An 18,694-nucleotide genomic window follows, 5' to 3' on the forward strand; every position below is an offset into this window, starting at 1 on the left:
CTTATCTATTGTGTCTATTAGTCGGATGTTATATTGATGCGGGGTGAAACAAGGTGTCTGAATTTACAGGAGATCCTGGTAAAAAGAATTCTCGCAAATTTCAGGGAAAAAAGAGGCTTCTGTCCTGCGGAGCAAAGAGCTGCCCATTCCACAGAAAGCTCGAGATCCTTTAACTGTCCGGACGTTAAAGCACCGGTTGACTGCAGTACATCGACAACTTCCATGGACGATGTCTTTATCTGAGCAGACGACTCCGACAGGTTAGAACCGGTATATTTATGTGTATATAGGCAGTCGGGAGTAACTGCAAACACTGCTTTTCTGCACAGCATCAGAATCCAGAGAAGAAGATCATCGGAGCCGTTTTTTTTCATTGGATGAAGGAGCCACGCCTCCGGTATGGAGGATCGCCGGATCAGGCATTGCCCGGGTGAACGAATGGGGTTCCTGACTCTGATATATATTTCCAGATTGCGTACATCATCCAGGTCCGCTTGTCTGAAAAAAGCCGGAAGCATAGAGCCATCTTGCTGTTCCAGCCAGGCATTGCAGACCGCTATGTCAACATCCTCTGTCATCAGACGGCTCATGATTTTTAAAAAATCCGGAGATATCTGATCATCCTGATCAATAAAGAGAACAAAGTCACCGGATGCTCTCTTGAGCCCCTCGATCCTTGCGTGATGAATTCCACCGTTTTCCGGAAGCCGGATCACCTCTGTTTCGAGGAGAGGATAGGCATTACGGGTTATGTTCATCATATCCACAGGGCAGTCCGGACTGTCATTGACGATGAGCCACTGGATCGCGGCAGATATTCTTTCTGCGTTGGATTCCAGAATATCTGCAAGCGAGTGCATATATTTATTTCCTTTGTAAAAAGGTGTGATTACACTGATTGTCTGCTGATTCACTTCGCGCTTCATCCTCATACCTGTTGTCTTCGAGATCGCATCCGGTCGGCTGCATACGACTCGCGTGTGACAATCCGATGATCATCGCTGTCCTTTTGCAGCTTCATCCGTCTCCTACACACGCTTCGCGTGTGACAATTCTGTACGCGTTTTCGAAGAGCTTATTTTGAAATATTTTCTGAGTAATTTATCGGATACCTTCAAGTCAAATTGATGCTGTTCAGAAAACAAATAGTTTTCCATTTTGCCTTGTCTTTTTGCGCATCTTTTCAATAGTCTCAGCAGCAGCTGTTTCCTGTATTGAAATAGAACAGATTTGTTCTTCCTGGCATAAAAGGATTTTTCGGACAGATGCATGCCGTTATCCCTGCAGTAATCGAAGAAATGATTATTGACGACGATACAAAATGGCCCTGATGCGTCAACAGATGCTAACTGAACATAGATATCAACATAGGTTACCCTCAGATTTTTGATCTGATTCACCATGATCTGCCTATAGTTTTGCTTCACTGATTTTCGTAATATGGTTACGTCCGTATCTTCTTTTGCGAATAACAGCGTATGTCCCAGGGTTCCACTGACAAAAGCGATCTTTGAGGCATGGGATAAATAGCAGATCTGTTCTGTAAGAGGAAGCGTTTCCGGATATATTATGGAATAGTTATTCCTGCGATAGATATCCTCTATTGGATCTTCCCCAAATTCCGATGTCAGATGGGATGGAAGACGGCATCGCGACAAATATATTTTTGACGGCCATGTTCTTCCTGTATCGGCCCTATTAATCGCATTGTCCACAGCAAGGTTAAATACTGACAAAAATTCAGGTGTGACATATCTTCCCGGGATTAACGAAGGTTCCGGAATGCATAAATGACTAACCGTTACTGGATGATCAATATAAATCAGGCGGTTTAAGTCAACACCGATCAGTCTCAATAAGTCAGCATCTGTTCCGTTGTCCGGAATTTTTTCACCAAAATATAATAACGGGGCAGAGGAATTATCTTTTATTGCATACCATAACCTTGATAGCGAATCAATTAAAAAATGCCCCCAGTGTCTGCGTACAAATCCTAAATAAATGGCATTGTCCAGGGATGTATCTCTGGCAGCGTTCTGGAGGTCTGAATCATCCGGGGAATTATATCTGTCAACATCTGAAAGAGTATCGAACCCGGAAAACCCGATATAGTTTCCACTCTCATCGATTACTCCTCCACGCGCAGATGGTCCTGTTGTTGTGCATGGAATGATTGTGGCTGTTCTGGTGATATGTACCTTCAGTGTCCGATTATCGACAAAATTCGAATTTATCAGTTCTTGAAAGCTCGAATCATAAAGATCATGCAAATATAAGTGGGTGATCATTCGGAATCTCCTAAGCAGCGAAATGATGCGGACAAGACTGTCTATGGCTCTTTACATGTTTATTTATGATACCACAAACAAGGAAAGCTTACAATTTGATATTACTGTATAAGCTCTTCGAAAACGCGAATACCTGTAGGATTGCGAGAGTGCGAAGCACGGAGCAATCCGTAGCTTATACAGTTACCGTATTGGCGTCTGTCGTCTATGGCGCATGAAATCGCCATACCGCGTTAGTTGAAATAGTTGGGGGTCGATGATATATTTAGATGTAAATTGGCCTTTTATCGCCGGAAGATTTCAGGGAGAATCATCGAATCAGGCATGATTCAAATGAAAATTTTGATCTGGCAGAAGCTGCAGCAGATCTGTAAGATGATGATAGAGATCCGGCAGAAGAGGCAGATTTTTATTCAGAATCAGATTAAAGCAGGTATAGTATTATGAATGAAAAACAAGAGAAAATATCAGTTGTTATACCGACATATAACCGCAGAGATTCTATTACAAATTGTCTGAGAAGTGTGCTGAATCAGTCTTATCAGAACCTTGAGGTAATCGTGGTTGATGATGGTTCTACCGACGGCACGGAAGAGATCTTCCGTGATTTTCCGGACAGCCGTGTCATTTATCATCGATACGAATCAAATCAGGGAGCAAATCATGCAAGAAACGTAGGAATCCGCATGGCGTCAGGAAATATCATCGCCTTTCAGGACAGTGACGATGAATGGATGCCGGAAAAGCTGGAAGAGGAATCTAAATATCTGATTGAGAACAAAAAGGATCTGGTTTTCTGCGGAATGAATCGCATTGAAAACGGAACGACGACTTATCATCCGCTCCGTGATTTTGATGAGACCGGGGATGCTGTGGATCAGCTGCTATATGGCAATCTGATCAGTACGCAGACGATCGTTGTACGGCGTGAGGTGGCATTGGATATCATGTTTGATGAAAACCTCAGGCGTTTCCAGGATTGGGATTTTGTAATTCATACGGCTGTTAAAGGCTACAAAATCGGTTATATCAAAAAACCGCTGGTAAACAGTGTGGTCATGGACGACAGCATTTCATCGAGGGTAACCAATACCGCCGGAGAGAAAATCTACGAGAAATATAAATCATGGTATGACAAATATCCGTTATCCAAAGCTCATCAGCTGCGCATGATGGCACATGCGTGCGCAGTTGATGGGGATTCTGAAAAGGCAGGGATTTTTCTCAGAGAAAGTCTTCATACAAAATTCAGTTTTTCCATTCTGGTCCGTATGATTGCAAATCACATGGGACTCTGGGGAAGATCGGGCAAAAAGTAGAACAGGGACTCAGGTCCCTGTAGAATGCGGTTTTTCTGGAATACATTTTACCGGTTCACTTCCGAAAATGAATCAGCTTCTTAACATCATCTTTATCGAGGCAGAATAGAATTCCAAGACATGCCGCCGCGCAGAGAATTACACAGAGAAAGATGGTCATTAAATTATTACTGCTCAGAAAATGCCTGATTCCTGCACAGATTACCATGACAGCGGCAAACTCTGTGGCGGCAATGACCACATTCCGTCTGATTGAAATCTTAACCTTTTTTCGGGTGTAGAAGATACCAAGACAGAAAATAGAAATCTCTGACAATAATGTGGTGAACGCGGCAGCATTTTGTCCGAAGGCCGGAATGAGGACGAAGTTGAGAACAATATTAATGAGTGCGGAAAACATAGTTGCAAAAAGTACCTGTGTCTCCATTCCGAAGGAAATCATGATTACATTAATGAAGAAGGAAGCCATGGTCGCAAATATGATGGAGATACTCAGAATCTGAAGAGATGTAAAGGCCATCTCATATTCAACACCAGAAAACAGAACGATAATATTCCTGGACAGACTGAAGAGTCCTGCGCTTATCGGGAAGGAAAAAATAATCAGACTGCCTATGATCCGGCTGAGGTGACGATTCAGCGTCTGCGGTTTTACACTGTCCCTCTCGTGAGATATTCTCGGAACAGCGACCGTAAGAGATGCATTCAGCATCTGTTTCAGCATGGTATAGAACTTCGAGGACACAGTATAAAGACCTACCTCTGATTCATTTTTCAGAAGACCGAGAATGGTAATATCCGAGTTCACATAAATAGTCGTGGCAACGGCGGATCCAAAGAGCATGAAAATCGGCTTCATATTACGGTGAAGGTCCATATGAAGAGTCAGACGCGGATGCAGATCATAGTGCTTGCGAATGTAGGTGACATTCATGATATTCGCCAATATTGTACCGATGGAGCAGGTAACCGCGTAAAGCAGATAATCGTTTTTGCTGTGTACAAGCAAAAGCATCAGAACTACTGCAATTCCCTGACATATAATGTATCGGATGGTAATAAATTCATAATCTTCGAATATGGAATTGATCCAGTCGGTACCAATGGTATTAAAAAGTACCGTAGAAGCCTGAATTAACAGCAGAAGAGTATACCCGTCCAGTTTTTTCCAGAAGCAGATCAGCAGAAAAAGAACAATATATGCCACAATCATAGAACAGATATTTATAGAAAAGATCTGATTGCAGAACTTCTGAAGTTCCTTCCTGTCGTCTTTAATTCTTGAACCCTCGCGAATGGAATAGTTGGTTATGCCGAGGGCAGCAATCATAAGAATGTAGCTTACGATAGAATTACTGAAATTAACTTTTCCATAATAATACTTCCCCAGTACACGTGATATATAGGGGAAAGTAATAATCGGATATATAATGGTACAGATCTGTTTGATCGTGTTGAGAACAGCGTTTTTACGAAGAGATGACTGGCTACTCATATTATCTGAGAAGTGATTCGTTCTCATGCATCATTTTTGCAGAATTTAAGAATGAGGCGGAATCGCTTCCTTGTCCTTTCTCATTAATGACAGAAGTAAATTACAGGATTTTTCCATTTCACGTGATTTAAAAAGAAATCTCTGATAACCGGTCTTCAGGGATTGTCTGGTTGATACATCCTCAAAATGGAGTACCTGGAGTGCCGGATCATAAACGACCTTTAAATGATCCCGCTGACATTCATACCCCAGGATCTGCTCTTCGAAGTACATAAAGGTATCCGGGTAAAAGCAATAGGGACGTTTCCGGATAAAATCGCGTGAGAAAATATAGCATGCGCCAAAAAGAACTACATCCTCCCGATATTTCTGCCAGAGCGTTTTCAGTTGTTCCTGATGATCACGCTCGGCTTTCTTCTGCATTTCATCTTCTGCTGAGTATTTTCCGAGAATTCTTCTCGCAAGATTCGACAGAGCGTGAACAAATGAATATACCGGCTTAATATTGATGAAAAAATATCGCAGAGACTCCTCCAGATACATAAATCCGGGATGTTCCATAATTTCATGGTAATATTGTGCTTTCAGGGTCAATTCCTCTTCGGATATTACGGAAAGACTGAAGGGATTTTGATGGACCTTACGTGATGTCGAATAGGTATCCGGTCCGAGAACGGAGAAAGGCGTTTCCTGATATTTTTCTGCGATTTTCTGAAGAAAATCTGACTGCTCAATGATGACATCATTGTTCATCACAATCACAAAATCGAGATCGTAGTGCTGAATCAGAAAATCATAGCCTGCGTTGTTTCCCCTGGCAAAGCCCAGGTTTTCATGATTCAGAATTACCTCTACCTGTGATTTGCCTGAGAAATGCTCCTGCAAACGCTTCCCGCTTCCATCGGGAGATGCATTATCTACAACAGCAATGTGAAGATTGTCTGAGGAAAACAGCTTAAGTATGGATGACACACATCTGACGGTCATCTCATAAGCCCTGTAATGCAGAATTACAAATCCAAAATTCATATGTCGATATCCCACTGTTTATCAAAATGACATTTGCAGACTCAGCCATAATGCTTTTGCATCGCGGTTCCCGCCTGATGAAAAGGAAAACAATTGGCTTTGTACATGTTGTGGCGGCCCGCTTGCGGGGCATGAGGGTTTACTGTGCCTGCAGAAACAAGCTCGCAAATATGATTTTCACATTACCATAAATCCCATGATTGTCAAGTTCAGAAACTGTACTGATATTAGGAAGAAAATCGCTGATGCGTGGCTGTCCGAATTGAAAAATCCTTATACATAAATTGCGGAGTCCTTATACATAAAGGCCTTGACGCGCCGCCTTTGAATGCTTATAATAAAACAGATGTTCTCTGGAAAGAGGTATATGACTGCACGGATCTGACCTTTATGATTGACGGATCCGGAAGTAAAAAAGATTTGTCTCGCCGCATGAATTCAGAGCGGCATGTTGAGGAAAGCAAGGAGGAAGATAATTATGAGTAAGATGACATGGCAGCCGAAGAAGGTTGATAAAAGAGTTCACGGATTCCGCGCAAGAATGGCTACAAAGGGCGGAAGAAAAGTTTTAGCTGCAAGACGTGCAAAAGGCAGAAAAGTATTAGCATAAGCATAGATTGAAGCAGACCGGAGACCGCAGTTTATTCTGTGGTCTTTTCTTATGAAAGAATACTTTTGAAAAGGAATACACATGAAGTTTTCAGAAAGTCTGAAGAAAAACACGGATTTTCAGAAGGTTTACAGACAGGGAACATCAGCAGCAAATAAATATCTTGTCATGTACATCCTGGAAAATCAACTGGAAAAAAACAGAATCGGTATTTCTGTCAGCAAGAAGGTCGGCAACAGTGTGGTTCGTCACCATCTGTGCAGACTGGTCAGAGAGGCTTACAGATTAAAGGAGGAAAGTTTTTCCAAGGGCTTTGATGTGGTTGTCATCTGCAGAGTCGGATCAAAGAACTGCACACAGAAGGAGATCGCGGACGCGCTCTATCATCTGGGCAGAAGACATCACATACTGGAGGATAAAGAATGAATCAGAAAATGAAACCCAGGTATGTCATGATACAGGGGATTCGTCTTTATCAGAAATATCTGTCGCCATTAAAGGGAGGAATCCGTTGTCCTTACATTCCGTCCTGCTCCCAGTACGCTGTACAGGCGATTGAGAAATATGGTGCAGTCAAAGGCGGCTTGCTGGCGTCCTGGAGAATCCTGAGATGCAATCCGTTCTCGCACGGCGGGATTGATCCGGTACCGTGAGCCAGAAAGAAAATTCCGGGAGGAAGATAATTTGGAACTTTTATTAAGCAAGTCCAGCATGCCCTTGATCAAATACATCGCGCAGCTGCTCGGATGGCTGATGAATGGAATTTATTTTGTACTTTACAAAATTGGTATTCCGAATATCGGTCTTTGTATCATATTCTTCACCATTATCATCTACTTATTCCTTACACCAGTACAGATCAAGCAGCAGAAGAGCTCCAAGGTCATGAACGCAATTCAGCCGGAACTTCAGAAACTGCAGAAAAAATATCAGGGAAAGAAAGATGCAGCTTCTCAGCAGAAGATGCAGGAGGAGACGATGGCACTGTACTCGAAGTACGGAGTGTCGCCTACCGGAAGCTGTCTGCCTCTGCTGATTCAGATGCCGATCCTGTTCGGCCTGTATCAGGTAATTCTGTACATTCCCGGATATGTATCCAGGGTTGCGAATATTTTCAACAGCCTTGCCGTCAAAATTTCAACTGTTGACGGATATCAGAAGATTATCACCGATTTTGTGGCAAACAACAAAATTCGTGTGAACGGAAAAGGTGATTACACCGTAAACCGGATCATCGACATGATGTATGTGATGAAGCCGTCACAGTGGGCCAAGCTTGAGGGCATCAAGCAGTTTGCATCCTTTAAGGATCAGATGGGCAGTGTTGCCGCGCAGTCCGCGAGAATCAACAACTTCCTGGGAATCAACATTTCCGAGACTCCTTGGGATGCCATCAAATCAGGTTTCAGCAACATTGCCGGAGGAACGGCGACAGCCGCAATTATCGGCGCACTGATTGCGGGTATCCTGGTTCCTGTGCTTGCATGGTTTACACAGTGGCTGAACATGAAGCTGATGCCGCAGCAGAGCACAGACAGTGACAACGCTATGGCTCGTCAGATGAACAGCATGAACATGATCATGCCGATTTTTTCGGCAGTTATCTGCGTTACCTTCAGCATGGGTATCGGTATCTACTGGATTGCAGGTGCAGTGATCCGTGCCATACAGCAGGTAATCATCAACCGGAGCATAGGCGCAGTTGATGTCGAAGAGATGATCGAGAAGCAGGCTGTCAAGGCAGAAAAGAAAAAAGAAAAGAGCAAGGATTACGTCAGCAACGTAACACAGAACGCCCGTACAAATGTGAAGCATATTCAGAATTCACGATCGAACGGAAAAGATATTGATTCCTCTCAGTTTTACAGGGATACAAAGAATCTGAACCCGGACAGCATCACTGCGAAGGCAAACTGGGTAAAGAGCTTTGATGAGAAAAAAAACAGCGGAAGGAATAGTGAAAGGAAATAACGGGAGGCATGAACATGGATTTTATGGAAGTATCTGCGAAAACCGTGGATGACGCCATTACAAAAGCATGTATCGAGCTTGGACTCTCCAGTGATCAGCTGGATATCCAGGTGATCAGTGAAGGCAGTTCAGGCTTCCTTGGAATCGGCAGTAAACCGGCAGTGATTCAGGTCCGCCGGAAAGAGGAAAAGGAAGCAGATAAGAAATCCGGAAAGATTCCGGAGAATCATGGATCAGAGACAAAAGCAGAATCGGTGAAAAATGCGGATTCCGCAGCACAGGCAGAACCTGCGAAAAACGAAGGAAAACCGGTTCGTGCAGAGAAAACCTCCGATCAGCGGATGACATCCGGAGAGAAATCCGGAAAAAGCGGAGAGGAGAGGAAAGAAACGCAGCCGGCGGAGTCTTCTGACACAGGAAAAGCAGATAAGGAGCCGGGACATGAGAAGCCGGCAGAGACAAAGACTCCGGATAAGAAGGAAGTACCGGTAGAGAGAACAGCGGAAGAAATTGTTACGATGAAAGCTTCCGCATCCAAATTCCTGGACGGTATCTTCAAGGCAATGGAGCTTCCTGTCAATATCACAATTGAGTACAACCAGGAAGAGGGAAGCCTCGACATCGATTTTGAGGGCGATGACATGGGTATTCTGATCGGTAAGAGAGGACAGACGCTCGATTCTCTTCAGTATCTGGTATCTCTTGTCGTGAACAAGGACCAGAAAAACTATGTCCGCGTAAAGCTTGATACCGAGGATTATCGCAGACGCCGCAAGGAAACCCTGGAGAATCTGGCGAACAATATCGCAAATAAGGTCCGCAGAAGTCATCACGCGGTTTCTCTGGAAGCAATGAATCCTTATGAGAGAAGAATCATTCATTCCGCACTGCAGAACAACAAATATGTGGAAACGCACAGTGAGGGAAATGAACCGTACCGTCATGTCGTTGTAACTCCGAAAAAGGGCGGTTACCGGGACTGATTTTTTCCTGCTCTGAATCAGAGAGAAAACGGTCATGACCCGCAGGCGGATCACTACAGAATGTATATGACGCCCGCATCGGAAGAACATATCGACATGCCGGATAGATCCGGAGAATGCCGCTATATGTTTTTTCGATGCGGGTTTTTTATTTACGCGAACAGTGAGCCGCAGCCGAATGCGAAGTATTCGTGTGCGGCGAGCGTCGCGATAGCGAAATAAAACTCGCGCAGCGTGTTTTATCTCGTTGGAAGAGAATGATATTCTTGTGAACCCGGATTATGTTGATAACTTACGTTCAATGTTGATAAAAAGCGATTTATCGGTATGATTGCGTGAGTGTTTACGAAAAATCTGGCGGCATGAAAGAAAGGTGAAATCGGATATGGCAGAAAACTTTGATGATACAATCGCAGCAATTTCAACTGCAATGGCGCCCTCTGGAATCGGCATTGTGAGGATCAGCGGCAAAAATGCCTTTGCGATTGCTGATCGTGTCTATTCAGGAAAAAAAGGGAAAAGGCTGTCTGATCAGAAGCAATATACGATTCATTACGGTTACATATCCGATAACGGAAAAAAAATAGACGAGGTTCTGGTACTGGTGATGCGCGAGCCGCATTCCTACACAGGTGAGAATACGGTAGAAATTGACTGTCACGGAGGAGTGCTGGCGACCCGAAGAGTTCTTGAGGCGGTAATTCATGCCGGAGCGCGGCCGGCGGAACCTGGAGAATTCACAAAGAGGGCCTTTTTGAATGGCCGTATGGATCTGTCACAGGCAGAGGCTGTTATGGACATCATCTCGGCCAAAAACGATTATGCTCTGAGAAGCGCGCAACAGCAGCTGTCGGGATCAATTTCGGAAAAAATAGAGACGGTTCGCCAGAAGCTCTTATATGAGACCGCGCATATCGAGGCAGCACTGGATGATCCGGAGCACATCAGCCTGGAGGGGTATGGACCGGAACTTCGCATGGTTGTGGAAGAGCAGAGGACGGAAATCCGGAAGCTTTTGCAATCCGCCGACTCCGGAAAACTGATTCAGGAGGGAATCAAGACGGTGATCCTCGGAAAGCCGAACGCGGGAAAATCTTCTCTGCTGAATCTTCTGCTGGGGGAAGAAAGAGCAATTGTCACCGATATCGCCGGAACAACCAGAGATGTTCTGGAGGAACAGATCAATGTCCGTGGCATTACCCTGCGTATACTGGACACCGCGGGAATCCGGAACGCCTCGGATAAGATCGAGCAGATCGGTGTCAATCGCGCAATTGATCAGGCCAGGGACGCGGATCTGATCCTGTATGTCGTCGACCGGTCGGTTCCTCTGGATCAGAATGATTACGAGATCATGAAATTGATCCAAAACAAGAGGACCATCATTGTCCTGAACAAGAGTGATCTGGATTCCGAGGTCACTGAAGATATGCTGAAGGAGGAACTCGCGAGTCATTCGGAACTTACTCCGACTGCGGCTCATCCGGGACTTACTTCAGGCGTGGAACATTCCGGCGGTCAGCGTGAGACAATGACTGACTCTGCCGGATTGCATGAGCATGTGAGTAACTCTGCCGGCTTGTCCGAAACTGTGATTCTGAATCTTTCGGCGAAGGAAAAACAGGGGCTGGAAGGTCTGGAAAAACAGATTGAAAAAATGTTCTTCAATGGTAAGATAGAATTCAACGATCAGATCTATGTCACAAACGCCCGCCACAAAAAAGCACTCGAGGATGCGGAAAACTCCCTTGATTACGTGATCAAGAGTATTGATGATCAGATGCCGGAGGATTTCTGGTCCATCGACCTGATGGGAGCAATAGACGCACTTGGCCGGATCACCGGGGAGTCACTGGGAGAAGATCTGGTCAATGAAATCTTTGCAAAATTCTGCATGGGAAAATAGATGAAGGATCTTGTTGATGAAATCTCGGCGAAATTCTAATCCTGCATGGGAAAATAGATAAATGATCTTGTCAGTGAAATCTCGGCGAAATATTAATCCTGCATGGGGAAATAGATGAAAGATCAGGTCGATGAAATCTCCGTGAAATATTGCTTGAAAATAACGGAAGAGAGAAATACAGCTTTAGCGATAAAATGATAATAATATAACAAATATAAAATAATATATTATTAAAATTAAAAAATATATATTATATATCATCATAACTCACTATAGCCGTATCCGAATGTTCATTCTAATTTTAAATCCCGTGCGATACATCGTGCCACATGCTGTACAAACTTAAATGGTTTATGTTGATAACTGAGGAAATTTGTTGATAACTGATGAAAATCAGATGAAGGAAGACATCATGCCTGTGATTGAAAAGTATTACGATGTAGTAGTTGTAGGTGCCGGTCATGCCGGATGCGAGGCATCTCTTGCATGTGCAAGACTTGGCCTTGAAACGATTGTTTTTACCGTCAGCGCGGATAATATTGCGATGATGCCGTGCAATCCGAATATCGGCGGAACCTCCAAGGGTCATCTTGTGAGAGAGATTGACGCCTTGGGCGGCGAAATGGGAAAAAATATTGACCGTACATTTATTCAGTCCAAAATGCTGAATAAATCAAAAGGACCTGCCGTTCATTCCCTCAGAGCACAGGCGGATAAGAGTGAGTACAGCAGAAGCATGAGACGTGTGCTGGAAAATCAGGATCACCTGACCATTAAACAGGCAGAGGTGTCTGATCTGATCGTCGAAAATGGTGTCTGTAAAGGAGTCCGAACCTTTTCCGGCGGCATTTATCACAGCAAGGCAGTGGTCCTTTGTACCGGAGTGTATCTCAATGCACGGTGTCTGTACGGGGATACCGTGAATTATACAGGACCAAATGGATTACAGTCTGCCACGCATCTCACTGATTCACTGAAGGAAAATGGAATTGAGATGTTCCGTTTCAAGACCGGAACACCTGCGCGTATCGATAAACGTACCATTGATTTCACAAAGATGGAAGAACAAAAGGGCGATGATCCCGTCATTCCATTCTCATTCTCAACAGACCCTGCTTCAGTTCAGATTGAGCAGGAATCCTGCTGGCTGACGCACACGAATGAGAAGACGCATGAAATAATAAGAGCAAATCTGGACCGATCTCCACTGTATTCCGGCAAAATCCATGCGACCGGGCCAAGATACTGTCCGTCCATTGAGGATAAGGTGGTAAAATTCGCAGACAAGAACAGTCACCAGGTTTTTATCGAGCCGGAAGGAAAATATACAAACGAAATGTATGTGGATGGTATGTCAAGCTCGATGCCTGAAGATGTGCAGGACGCGATGTATCGTACAGTTCCCGGTCTGGAGCATGCGAAAATTGTCCGGAACGCTTACGCCATAGAGTATGACTGCATCAACCCGGTTCAGCTGAAGCCTACGTTTGAATTCAAGAAAATACACGGACTTTTTTCCGGCGGACAGTTTAACGGAAGCTCCGGTTATGAAGAGGCGGCGGCACAGGGACTTTATGCGGGTATCAATGCGGCCATGGAGGTAAACGGACAGGAACCTCTGATTCTCGATCGTTCGGATGCTTATATCGGAGTTCTCGTAGACGATCTCTGTACCAAGCAGACATTTGAGCCTTATCGGATGATGACGAGTCGGGCTGAATACAGACTGCTGCTTCGCCAGGATAATGCTGACCTCCGGCTGAGAAAATACGGACATCGGGTCGGTCTGATCAGTGATGAGGAATATGAAAAGACACTGAAGAAACAGAAAGAAATTGAAGACGAGATTAAACGAGTCACAAATACTTTTGTCGGACAGACAGAAGAGGTACAGAACTTCCTGAGCAGTAATCATTCAACAGAGCTGAAAAGCGGCAGTTCCATAGCGGAGCTCATCCGGCGTCCGGAGCTGAATTACAAAATACTTGCAGAAATTGATCATGACCGTCCGGTCTTGCCGGAGGATGTTGGTGAACAGGTTAATATCAACATCAAGTATGAAGGTTATATCAAGAGACAGATGAAGCAGGTGGAGCAGTTCAGAAAGAAAGAATCATGGAAGATTCCGGATGATATCGATTATGAAGCCGTATCGAGTCTCAGAATAGAAGCACGACAAAAATTGGAAAAGTACCGCCCCATCAGCATCGGGCAGGCATCGCGTATTTCCGGAGTTTCTCCTTCGGATATATCTGTACTTATGGTATATCTGGAAAGCAGACGGCAGCAGAAAGACTGAGAAAAGACGGCAGCCGCGGAAAATCTGAAAACGATAAAGCAGAAGAAAAAAATATAGCACTACAGAAAAACAGAATTACAAAAATACAGAAATATAAAAGTGCAGAAATTTAGAAATAAAGAAATACAGAAGTAGGGAAATACAGTAGAACAACTGAGAATGAGTTCCACTTACAGGTGTAAATGAAATGAATGAAGCAAATGATTTATATGAACATAAATACTCTGCAGATCGATTCAAAGAAGAATTAGCAGAGATTCATCTCTCCCTGACGGACGAACAGGTCAAAAAGTTTATGCTTACATATGAGATGCTTGTTGAAACAAACAAGGTGATGAACCTTACAGCAATCACAGATTTCGACGACGTGATTACAAAGCATTTCATCGATAGTCTCTCTCTTGTCCGGATCAAAAAGATCAGAGATGAACTAGTCAACGGTAAAGATTTAAAGGTAATCGATATGGGGACGGGTGCCGGATTTCCGGGAATTCCTCTCGCAATCGCTTTTCCAAATGTGAAGTTTGTACTGGTCGATGCACTTCTGAAGAGAGTAAAGTATCTGACCGCTTTGATTGAAAAAATAAATCTGACAAACGTAACCGTCCTGCAGAAAAGAGCCGAGGATATCGGACGAGATCCGATGCACAGAGAACAGTATGATATTGCAGTATCCAGAGCAGTTGCAAACCTTTCTCCTCTTTGTGAATATTGCTTGCCGCTTGTAAAGGTAAACGGAGACTTCATTGCTTACAAGTCAAATAAAGCGGAAGAAGAAATCGCAACATCCAGAAGAGCAATAACTACACTCGGAGGTAAAATAGCCGGGACAGAAACGTTCCTTATGAACAATCCGTCAGACAACGAAAAAATAGAACGGACTCTCATTGACATTAAAAAAGTCAAAAAGATACCCGCAACATATCCTCGAAAGGCAGGGACACCGACAAAAAAACCTTTATAGGATCTCAAAGATTCAGAGTCAGATATAAACTCTTACAGACTGAATATTAGAGATAATACAAGCTCTGATCAAACAAATGCATAGCATAATCATAAACGTATCGTAATCATAAATGTTCCACGTGAAACATCATGAACGAATTTATGTCTAAGACGTAAATCAACTGTCCGCGACATAAAAGATCAAGATGAATCACGTGGAATTTTTTACTCATATTTTATATAGTACGGCAAGAAAAAATTTTGAATCATTATTTCGATAATTTGATAGAAAGCAAATGCTTCATCTGAAATGTAATCACGAAATGGAGATAATGTTCCACGTGAAACATTAATGAGATATTTGTCCGTAGCCGAAATTCAGTAAAAAAGAGAACAATGCATATATCAGCGAAGTTCCATGTAAAATACGATGAGAATATACCACAGCAATCGTATGCTCACTCTGAATCGAAATTAAGAAATACAGGGAAATGTTCCACGTGAAACATTAGTATTCTTTAGAGCGTGTTGAACATAATACAATTTGAAAATAAACAGATGTTTCACGTGAAACATCTACCGATTATTTTTGAAAAATGGTATAATCAATCTGTTGTTTCTTTATTAAAGTCTTAAACCGGACACAATATTTTTGATTGAAAGGAAGAATAAATCACTTGAGCAGAGTAATCGCTATTGCAAATCAGAAAGGTGGTGTCGGGAAGTCCACCACCGCCATTAATCTCTCTGCGTCTCTTGCCGAACTTGGCAGAAAAGTGCTTTTAATCGACATGGACCCGCAGGGAAATACTACCAGCGGAGTCGGAATCGACAAGCAGGAAATTGAAAATACAGTCTATGATCTCCTGCTCGGAGAATGCTCGATTGAAGACTGTATGATTAAGCTGAAGTATAAGAAAAATGATGAAATCAAAAAATATTTTCTTCTGCCTTCAAATGTAGATCTGGCGGGTGCAGATATTGAATTGATTGAGACAGAAAATAAGGAGTATCTTCTCAGAGATAAAATCGCACCAGAACGGGAAAATTATGATTTTATCATTATTGACTGTCCGCCTTCTCTGAATCTGCTGACGGTCAATGCGCTTACTACTGCCGACAGCGTTCTTATACCGATTCAGTGTGAGTATTATGCGCTGGAGGGACTGGCACAGCTTTTATATACGATCAATCTGGTACAGGAGAGATTAAATGATAAGTTGACGATCGAAGGCGTTGTATTTACAATGTATGACTCAAGAACAAAGCTTTCCGGTCAGGTAATTGATGATGTAAAAGAAAATCTGGATGCTCACATATTTAAGAGCATCATACCCAGGAATGTACGTCTGGCGGAGGCACCGAGCTATGGCCTTCCGATTAATATTTATGCCAGAAAATCAGAAGGAGCAAAAGCCTATCGTAAGCTTGCAAAAGAATTGGTCAAGAAGGGAAAAGTTGAGTAATGGGATCGGGAAGAGGTTTAAATAAGAAAAGAGGATTAGAGTCTCTGATTCCTCACAAAATTGACAATGAGGAAGAACAGGAAAAAGAACGGGAAAAAGAGGCTGGGCCGCGTAACCATAAAAGCATATCAAAATCACCATCGTCAGACAGTACTGAAAATGCTGGAAATGACATCGTTGAAAATGGCAGAAGCAATGATGACGCAGACAATATCACAAACGTTTCGACGGAATTCATGTCTGGCAGCGCATCGTTAAAGGCAGGCAATTCATCCGATAGCGTTCCGGATAATACCAGACATTCCTCAGATCCACCAGCAGCATCAAAAAATATTTCCGAAGAATCTGCAGAAAACCGTGTGATTACGGTACCGCTGACCGAGGTTGTTCCCAATCAGGATCAGCCGCGTAAGGACTTCAAGGAAGAGGCAATCCACGAGCTGGCCGATTCCATACGGCAGTACGGAGTTTTGCAGCCGCTTCTTGTTCAGAAGAAGGACAAGTATTACGTCATCGTTGCGGGAGAAAGAAGATGGCGAGCGGCAAAAGAAGCAGGATTGAAGGAAGTTCCTGTAATATTGAAAAACTTTGATGATCAGGAGCAGATGGAGATCTCTCTGATTGAAAATATTCAGCGGGAAGATCTGAATGCAATCGAAGAAGCAGAAGCTTATCGAAGACTCATCGACGAATTCCATCTGACACAGGATGAAGTGGCGGTAAAAGTAGGAAAAAGCAGATCAACAGTCACAAATTCTCTGCGACTTCTGAAGCTTGCAAAACCTGTGAGATATCTTTTGCTGAATGGGGACATCACCATGGGACACGCAAGAGCGCTCCTCGCAATCGAGAATGAAGAAGCGCAGATCAATGCGTCTCATCAGGTGATTCAGAAAAAAATGAGTGTGCGTGAAACGGAAAAACTTGTGAAGAGTATTTTGAACCCGAGAAAACAGCGCACAAAGCCGGAGATGGATGAGCAGACAGCACTTGCATATAAATCCATCGAGGAAAATCTCCAGAAACTGGTGGGAAGTAAAGTACAGATTAAGCCACAGGGAGACAGAGGGAAAATCGAAATTGAATATTATTCGCAGGAAGAACTGGAAAGAATCATTGATATGATCGGCTGAACGAGGGCGCAGGAAGGAAGTATAAATAATGAAAACTCTATTCGGGAGCACAGCAGCCGGAATCATAATTATTATCCTTGCAGTAGCCGTGGTGCTGCTCGCGGTTACACTGGCACAGACAAACAGGAGACTCAACCATCTGTCAAGAAAGTACCGGATTTTCATGAAGGGAAATGATGGAAAATCGGTAGAAAAGGCGATGGCATCAAAGATAAAGGCACTCGACAAGCTGGACAGCAGACAGGCGGAGAATGCGTCGTCGTTGAAGCACCTGCAAAAAATATACGATAAATCGCTGACAAAATACGGAATTGTGAAGTATGACGCATTCGAGGATGTAGGGGGTAAGATGAGCTTTGCGCTCGCAATGCTCGATTCGGAGAATAGCGGATTTGTACTGAACGCCATCCACAGCCGGGATAATTGCTATCTCTATATCAAGGAAATCGTAAAAGGAGAATCCTATATCATGCTGAGTGATGAGGAAGTAGAGGCACTGCGGACCGCATATCATTATGGTGAGGAGAATATTCAGTAGATGCCCATACGATACATTGTGCCACATACTGTATAAGCCCCCGCGTCACTTCGCTGCTTCGCGGCTTCCGTGCCGCTAACAGGTGACCGACTTCGTCGGTCTGTCGCGGCGTTCTCCCCACCGCTTCACACTTTGTGTGAGCGGATGTGGCTCACTGCCCGCGCATATTCGCATTCCCGCGTTGCTTCGCACCGCTCCATGCTCATACCTGTTGTTGTTGCTAATGTTCTTGCCCACTGGTGAGCAAGCTCACTGTGGGCCAAGAACATTGCGACTGGACTTATACAGTAACCATCATACGATAAATCGTGCCACATACTGTATAAGCTACGGATTGCTCCGTGCTTCGCACTCCCGCAATCCTACAGGTATTCGCGTTTTCGCCGTGTTTCACACGGCTTCACGCTCATACCTGTTGCCTTCGAAATCGCATACAGTCTCTTACACACGCTTCGCGCGTGACGATCCTGTCTGCGTTTTCGAAGAGCTTATACAGTAAACGGCCATACGATACATCGTGCCACAAACTGTATAAGTCCCCGCGTCACTTCGCTGCTTCGCAGCTTCCGTGCCGCTAACAGGTATTCGCATTCCCGCGTTGCTTCGCACCGCTCCATGCTCATACCTGTTGTCGTCGCTAATGTTCTTGCCCACTGGTGAGCAAGCTCCCCGTGGGCCAAGAACATTGCGACTGGACTTATACAGTAACTTG

General features: G+C 43.9%; 16 protein-coding genes. 12 read left to right on the forward strand and 4 right to left on the reverse strand.

What is annotated here, in order from left to right; translation table 11 throughout:
- Positions 1 to 17: 17 nt before the first annotated feature.
- Both ACTNDI_RS03265 and ACTNDI_RS03270 read right to left on the reverse strand, forming a co-directional pair.
- Positions 18 to 932, reverse strand: coding sequence for a glycosyltransferase family 2 protein (locus ACTNDI_RS03265; RefSeq protein WP_441099330.1), 915 nt, complete (start codon positions 930 to 932; stop codon positions 18 to 20).
- A gap of 96 nt (positions 933 to 1,028) precedes the next feature.
- Positions 1,029 to 2,288, reverse strand: coding sequence for a glycosyltransferase 61 family protein (locus tag ACTNDI_RS03270; protein ID WP_441099331.1), 1,260 nt, complete (start codon positions 2,286 to 2,288; stop codon positions 1,029 to 1,031).
- A 443-nt stretch (positions 2,289 to 2,731) separates the two neighbouring features.
- On the opposite strand from ACTNDI_RS03270, the gene ACTNDI_RS03275 reads away from it, so the two are divergent.
- The gene (locus ACTNDI_RS03275) at positions 2,732 to 3,607 is read left to right on the forward strand and encodes a glycosyltransferase family 2 protein (protein ID WP_441099332.1); all 876 of its coding nucleotides are present in this window, start codon (positions 2,732 to 2,734) and stop codon (positions 3,605 to 3,607) included.
- A 55-nt stretch (positions 3,608 to 3,662) separates the two neighbouring features.
- Here ACTNDI_RS03275 and ACTNDI_RS03280 read toward each other — a convergent pair whose 3' ends face one another.
- Positions 3,663 to 5,102 carry a flippase gene (locus tag ACTNDI_RS03280; RefSeq protein ID WP_441099333.1) on the reverse strand — a complete coding sequence of 480 codons (1,440 nt, stop codon included), beginning with the start codon at positions 5,100 to 5,102 and terminating at the stop codon, positions 3,663 to 3,665.
- Positions 5,103 to 5,147: 45 nt separating this feature from the next.
- Positions 5,148 to 6,131 carry a glycosyltransferase family 2 protein gene (locus tag ACTNDI_RS03285; protein WP_441099334.1) on the reverse strand — a complete coding sequence of 328 codons (984 nt, stop codon included), beginning with the start codon at positions 6,129 to 6,131 and terminating at the stop codon, positions 5,148 to 5,150.
- A 478-nt stretch (positions 6,132 to 6,609) separates the two neighbouring features.
- Between ACTNDI_RS03285 and rpmH the strand changes: the two genes are divergently transcribed.
- From rpmH to ACTNDI_RS03340, 11 genes are all read left to right on the forward strand, one after another.
- Positions 6,610 to 6,741 (forward strand): 50S ribosomal protein L34, encoded by a 132-nt coding sequence (gene rpmH, locus ACTNDI_RS03290; protein ID WP_004603371.1) that lies wholly within the window; start codon positions 6,610 to 6,612, stop codon positions 6,739 to 6,741.
- An 81-nt stretch (positions 6,742 to 6,822) separates the two neighbouring features.
- On the forward strand, positions 6,823 to 7,167 hold the full coding sequence (rnpA, locus tag ACTNDI_RS03295) for a ribonuclease P protein component (protein ID WP_441099335.1): 345 nt from the start codon (positions 6,823 to 6,825) through the stop codon (positions 7,165 to 7,167).
- The gene (gene yidD, locus ACTNDI_RS03300) at positions 7,164 to 7,394 is read left to right on the forward strand and encodes a membrane protein insertion efficiency factor YidD (RefSeq protein ID WP_441099336.1); all 231 of its coding nucleotides are present in this window, start codon (positions 7,164 to 7,166) and stop codon (positions 7,392 to 7,394) included. Before rnpA ends, yidD begins: the two co-directional genes overlap by 4 nt.
- A 31-nt stretch (positions 7,395 to 7,425) precedes the next feature.
- Complete coding sequence (locus ACTNDI_RS03305) at positions 7,426 to 8,712, forward strand: YidC/Oxa1 family membrane protein insertase (protein WP_441099337.1); 1,287 nt, start codon at positions 7,426 to 7,428, stop codon at positions 8,710 to 8,712.
- 14 nt (positions 8,713 to 8,726) lie between these two features.
- Positions 8,727 to 9,695: an RNA-binding cell elongation regulator Jag/EloR gene (gene jag / locus ACTNDI_RS03310; protein ID WP_441099338.1), complete on the forward strand. Its 969-nt coding sequence runs from the start codon at positions 8,727 to 8,729 to the stop codon at positions 9,693 to 9,695.
- Positions 9,696 to 10,080: 385 nt separating this feature from the next.
- Complete coding sequence (gene mnmE / locus ACTNDI_RS03315) at positions 10,081 to 11,601, forward strand: tRNA uridine-5-carboxymethylaminomethyl(34) synthesis GTPase MnmE (protein ID WP_441099339.1); 1,521 nt, start codon at positions 10,081 to 10,083, stop codon at positions 11,599 to 11,601.
- 412 nt (positions 11,602 to 12,013) lie between these two features.
- Complete coding sequence (mnmG, locus tag ACTNDI_RS03320) at positions 12,014 to 13,900, forward strand: tRNA uridine-5-carboxymethylaminomethyl(34) synthesis enzyme MnmG (protein ID WP_441099471.1); 1,887 nt, start codon at positions 12,014 to 12,016, stop codon at positions 13,898 to 13,900.
- Between the two features lie 187 nt (positions 13,901 to 14,087).
- The gene (rsmG, locus tag ACTNDI_RS03325) at positions 14,088 to 14,864 is read left to right on the forward strand and encodes a 16S rRNA (guanine(527)-N(7))-methyltransferase RsmG (RefSeq protein WP_441099340.1); all 777 of its coding nucleotides are present in this window, start codon (positions 14,088 to 14,090) and stop codon (positions 14,862 to 14,864) included.
- Between the two features lie 658 nt (positions 14,865 to 15,522).
- Positions 15,523 to 16,311, forward strand: a complete 789-nt coding sequence (locus tag ACTNDI_RS03330; RefSeq protein WP_441099341.1) for a ParA family protein — start codon at positions 15,523 to 15,525, stop codon at positions 16,309 to 16,311.
- A complete protein-coding gene (locus tag ACTNDI_RS03335) occupies positions 16,311 to 17,444 on the forward strand; it encodes a ParB/RepB/Spo0J family partition protein (protein WP_441099342.1) in 1,134 nt (377 codons plus the stop codon). Before ACTNDI_RS03330 ends, ACTNDI_RS03335 begins: the two co-directional genes overlap by 1 nt.
- Before the next feature lie 28 nt (positions 17,445 to 17,472).
- The gene (locus ACTNDI_RS03340; RefSeq protein WP_441099343.1) at positions 17,473 to 17,982 is read left to right on the forward strand and encodes a DUF4446 family protein; all 510 of its coding nucleotides are present in this window, start codon (positions 17,473 to 17,475) and stop codon (positions 17,980 to 17,982) included.
- The last annotated feature ends 712 nt before the right edge of the window (positions 17,983 to 18,694 follow it).

It is taken from the genome of Bilifractor sp. HCP3S3_D3 (assembly GCF_052063915.1).
Lineage (GTDB): Bacteria > Bacillota > Clostridia > Lachnospirales > Lachnospiraceae > Bilifractor.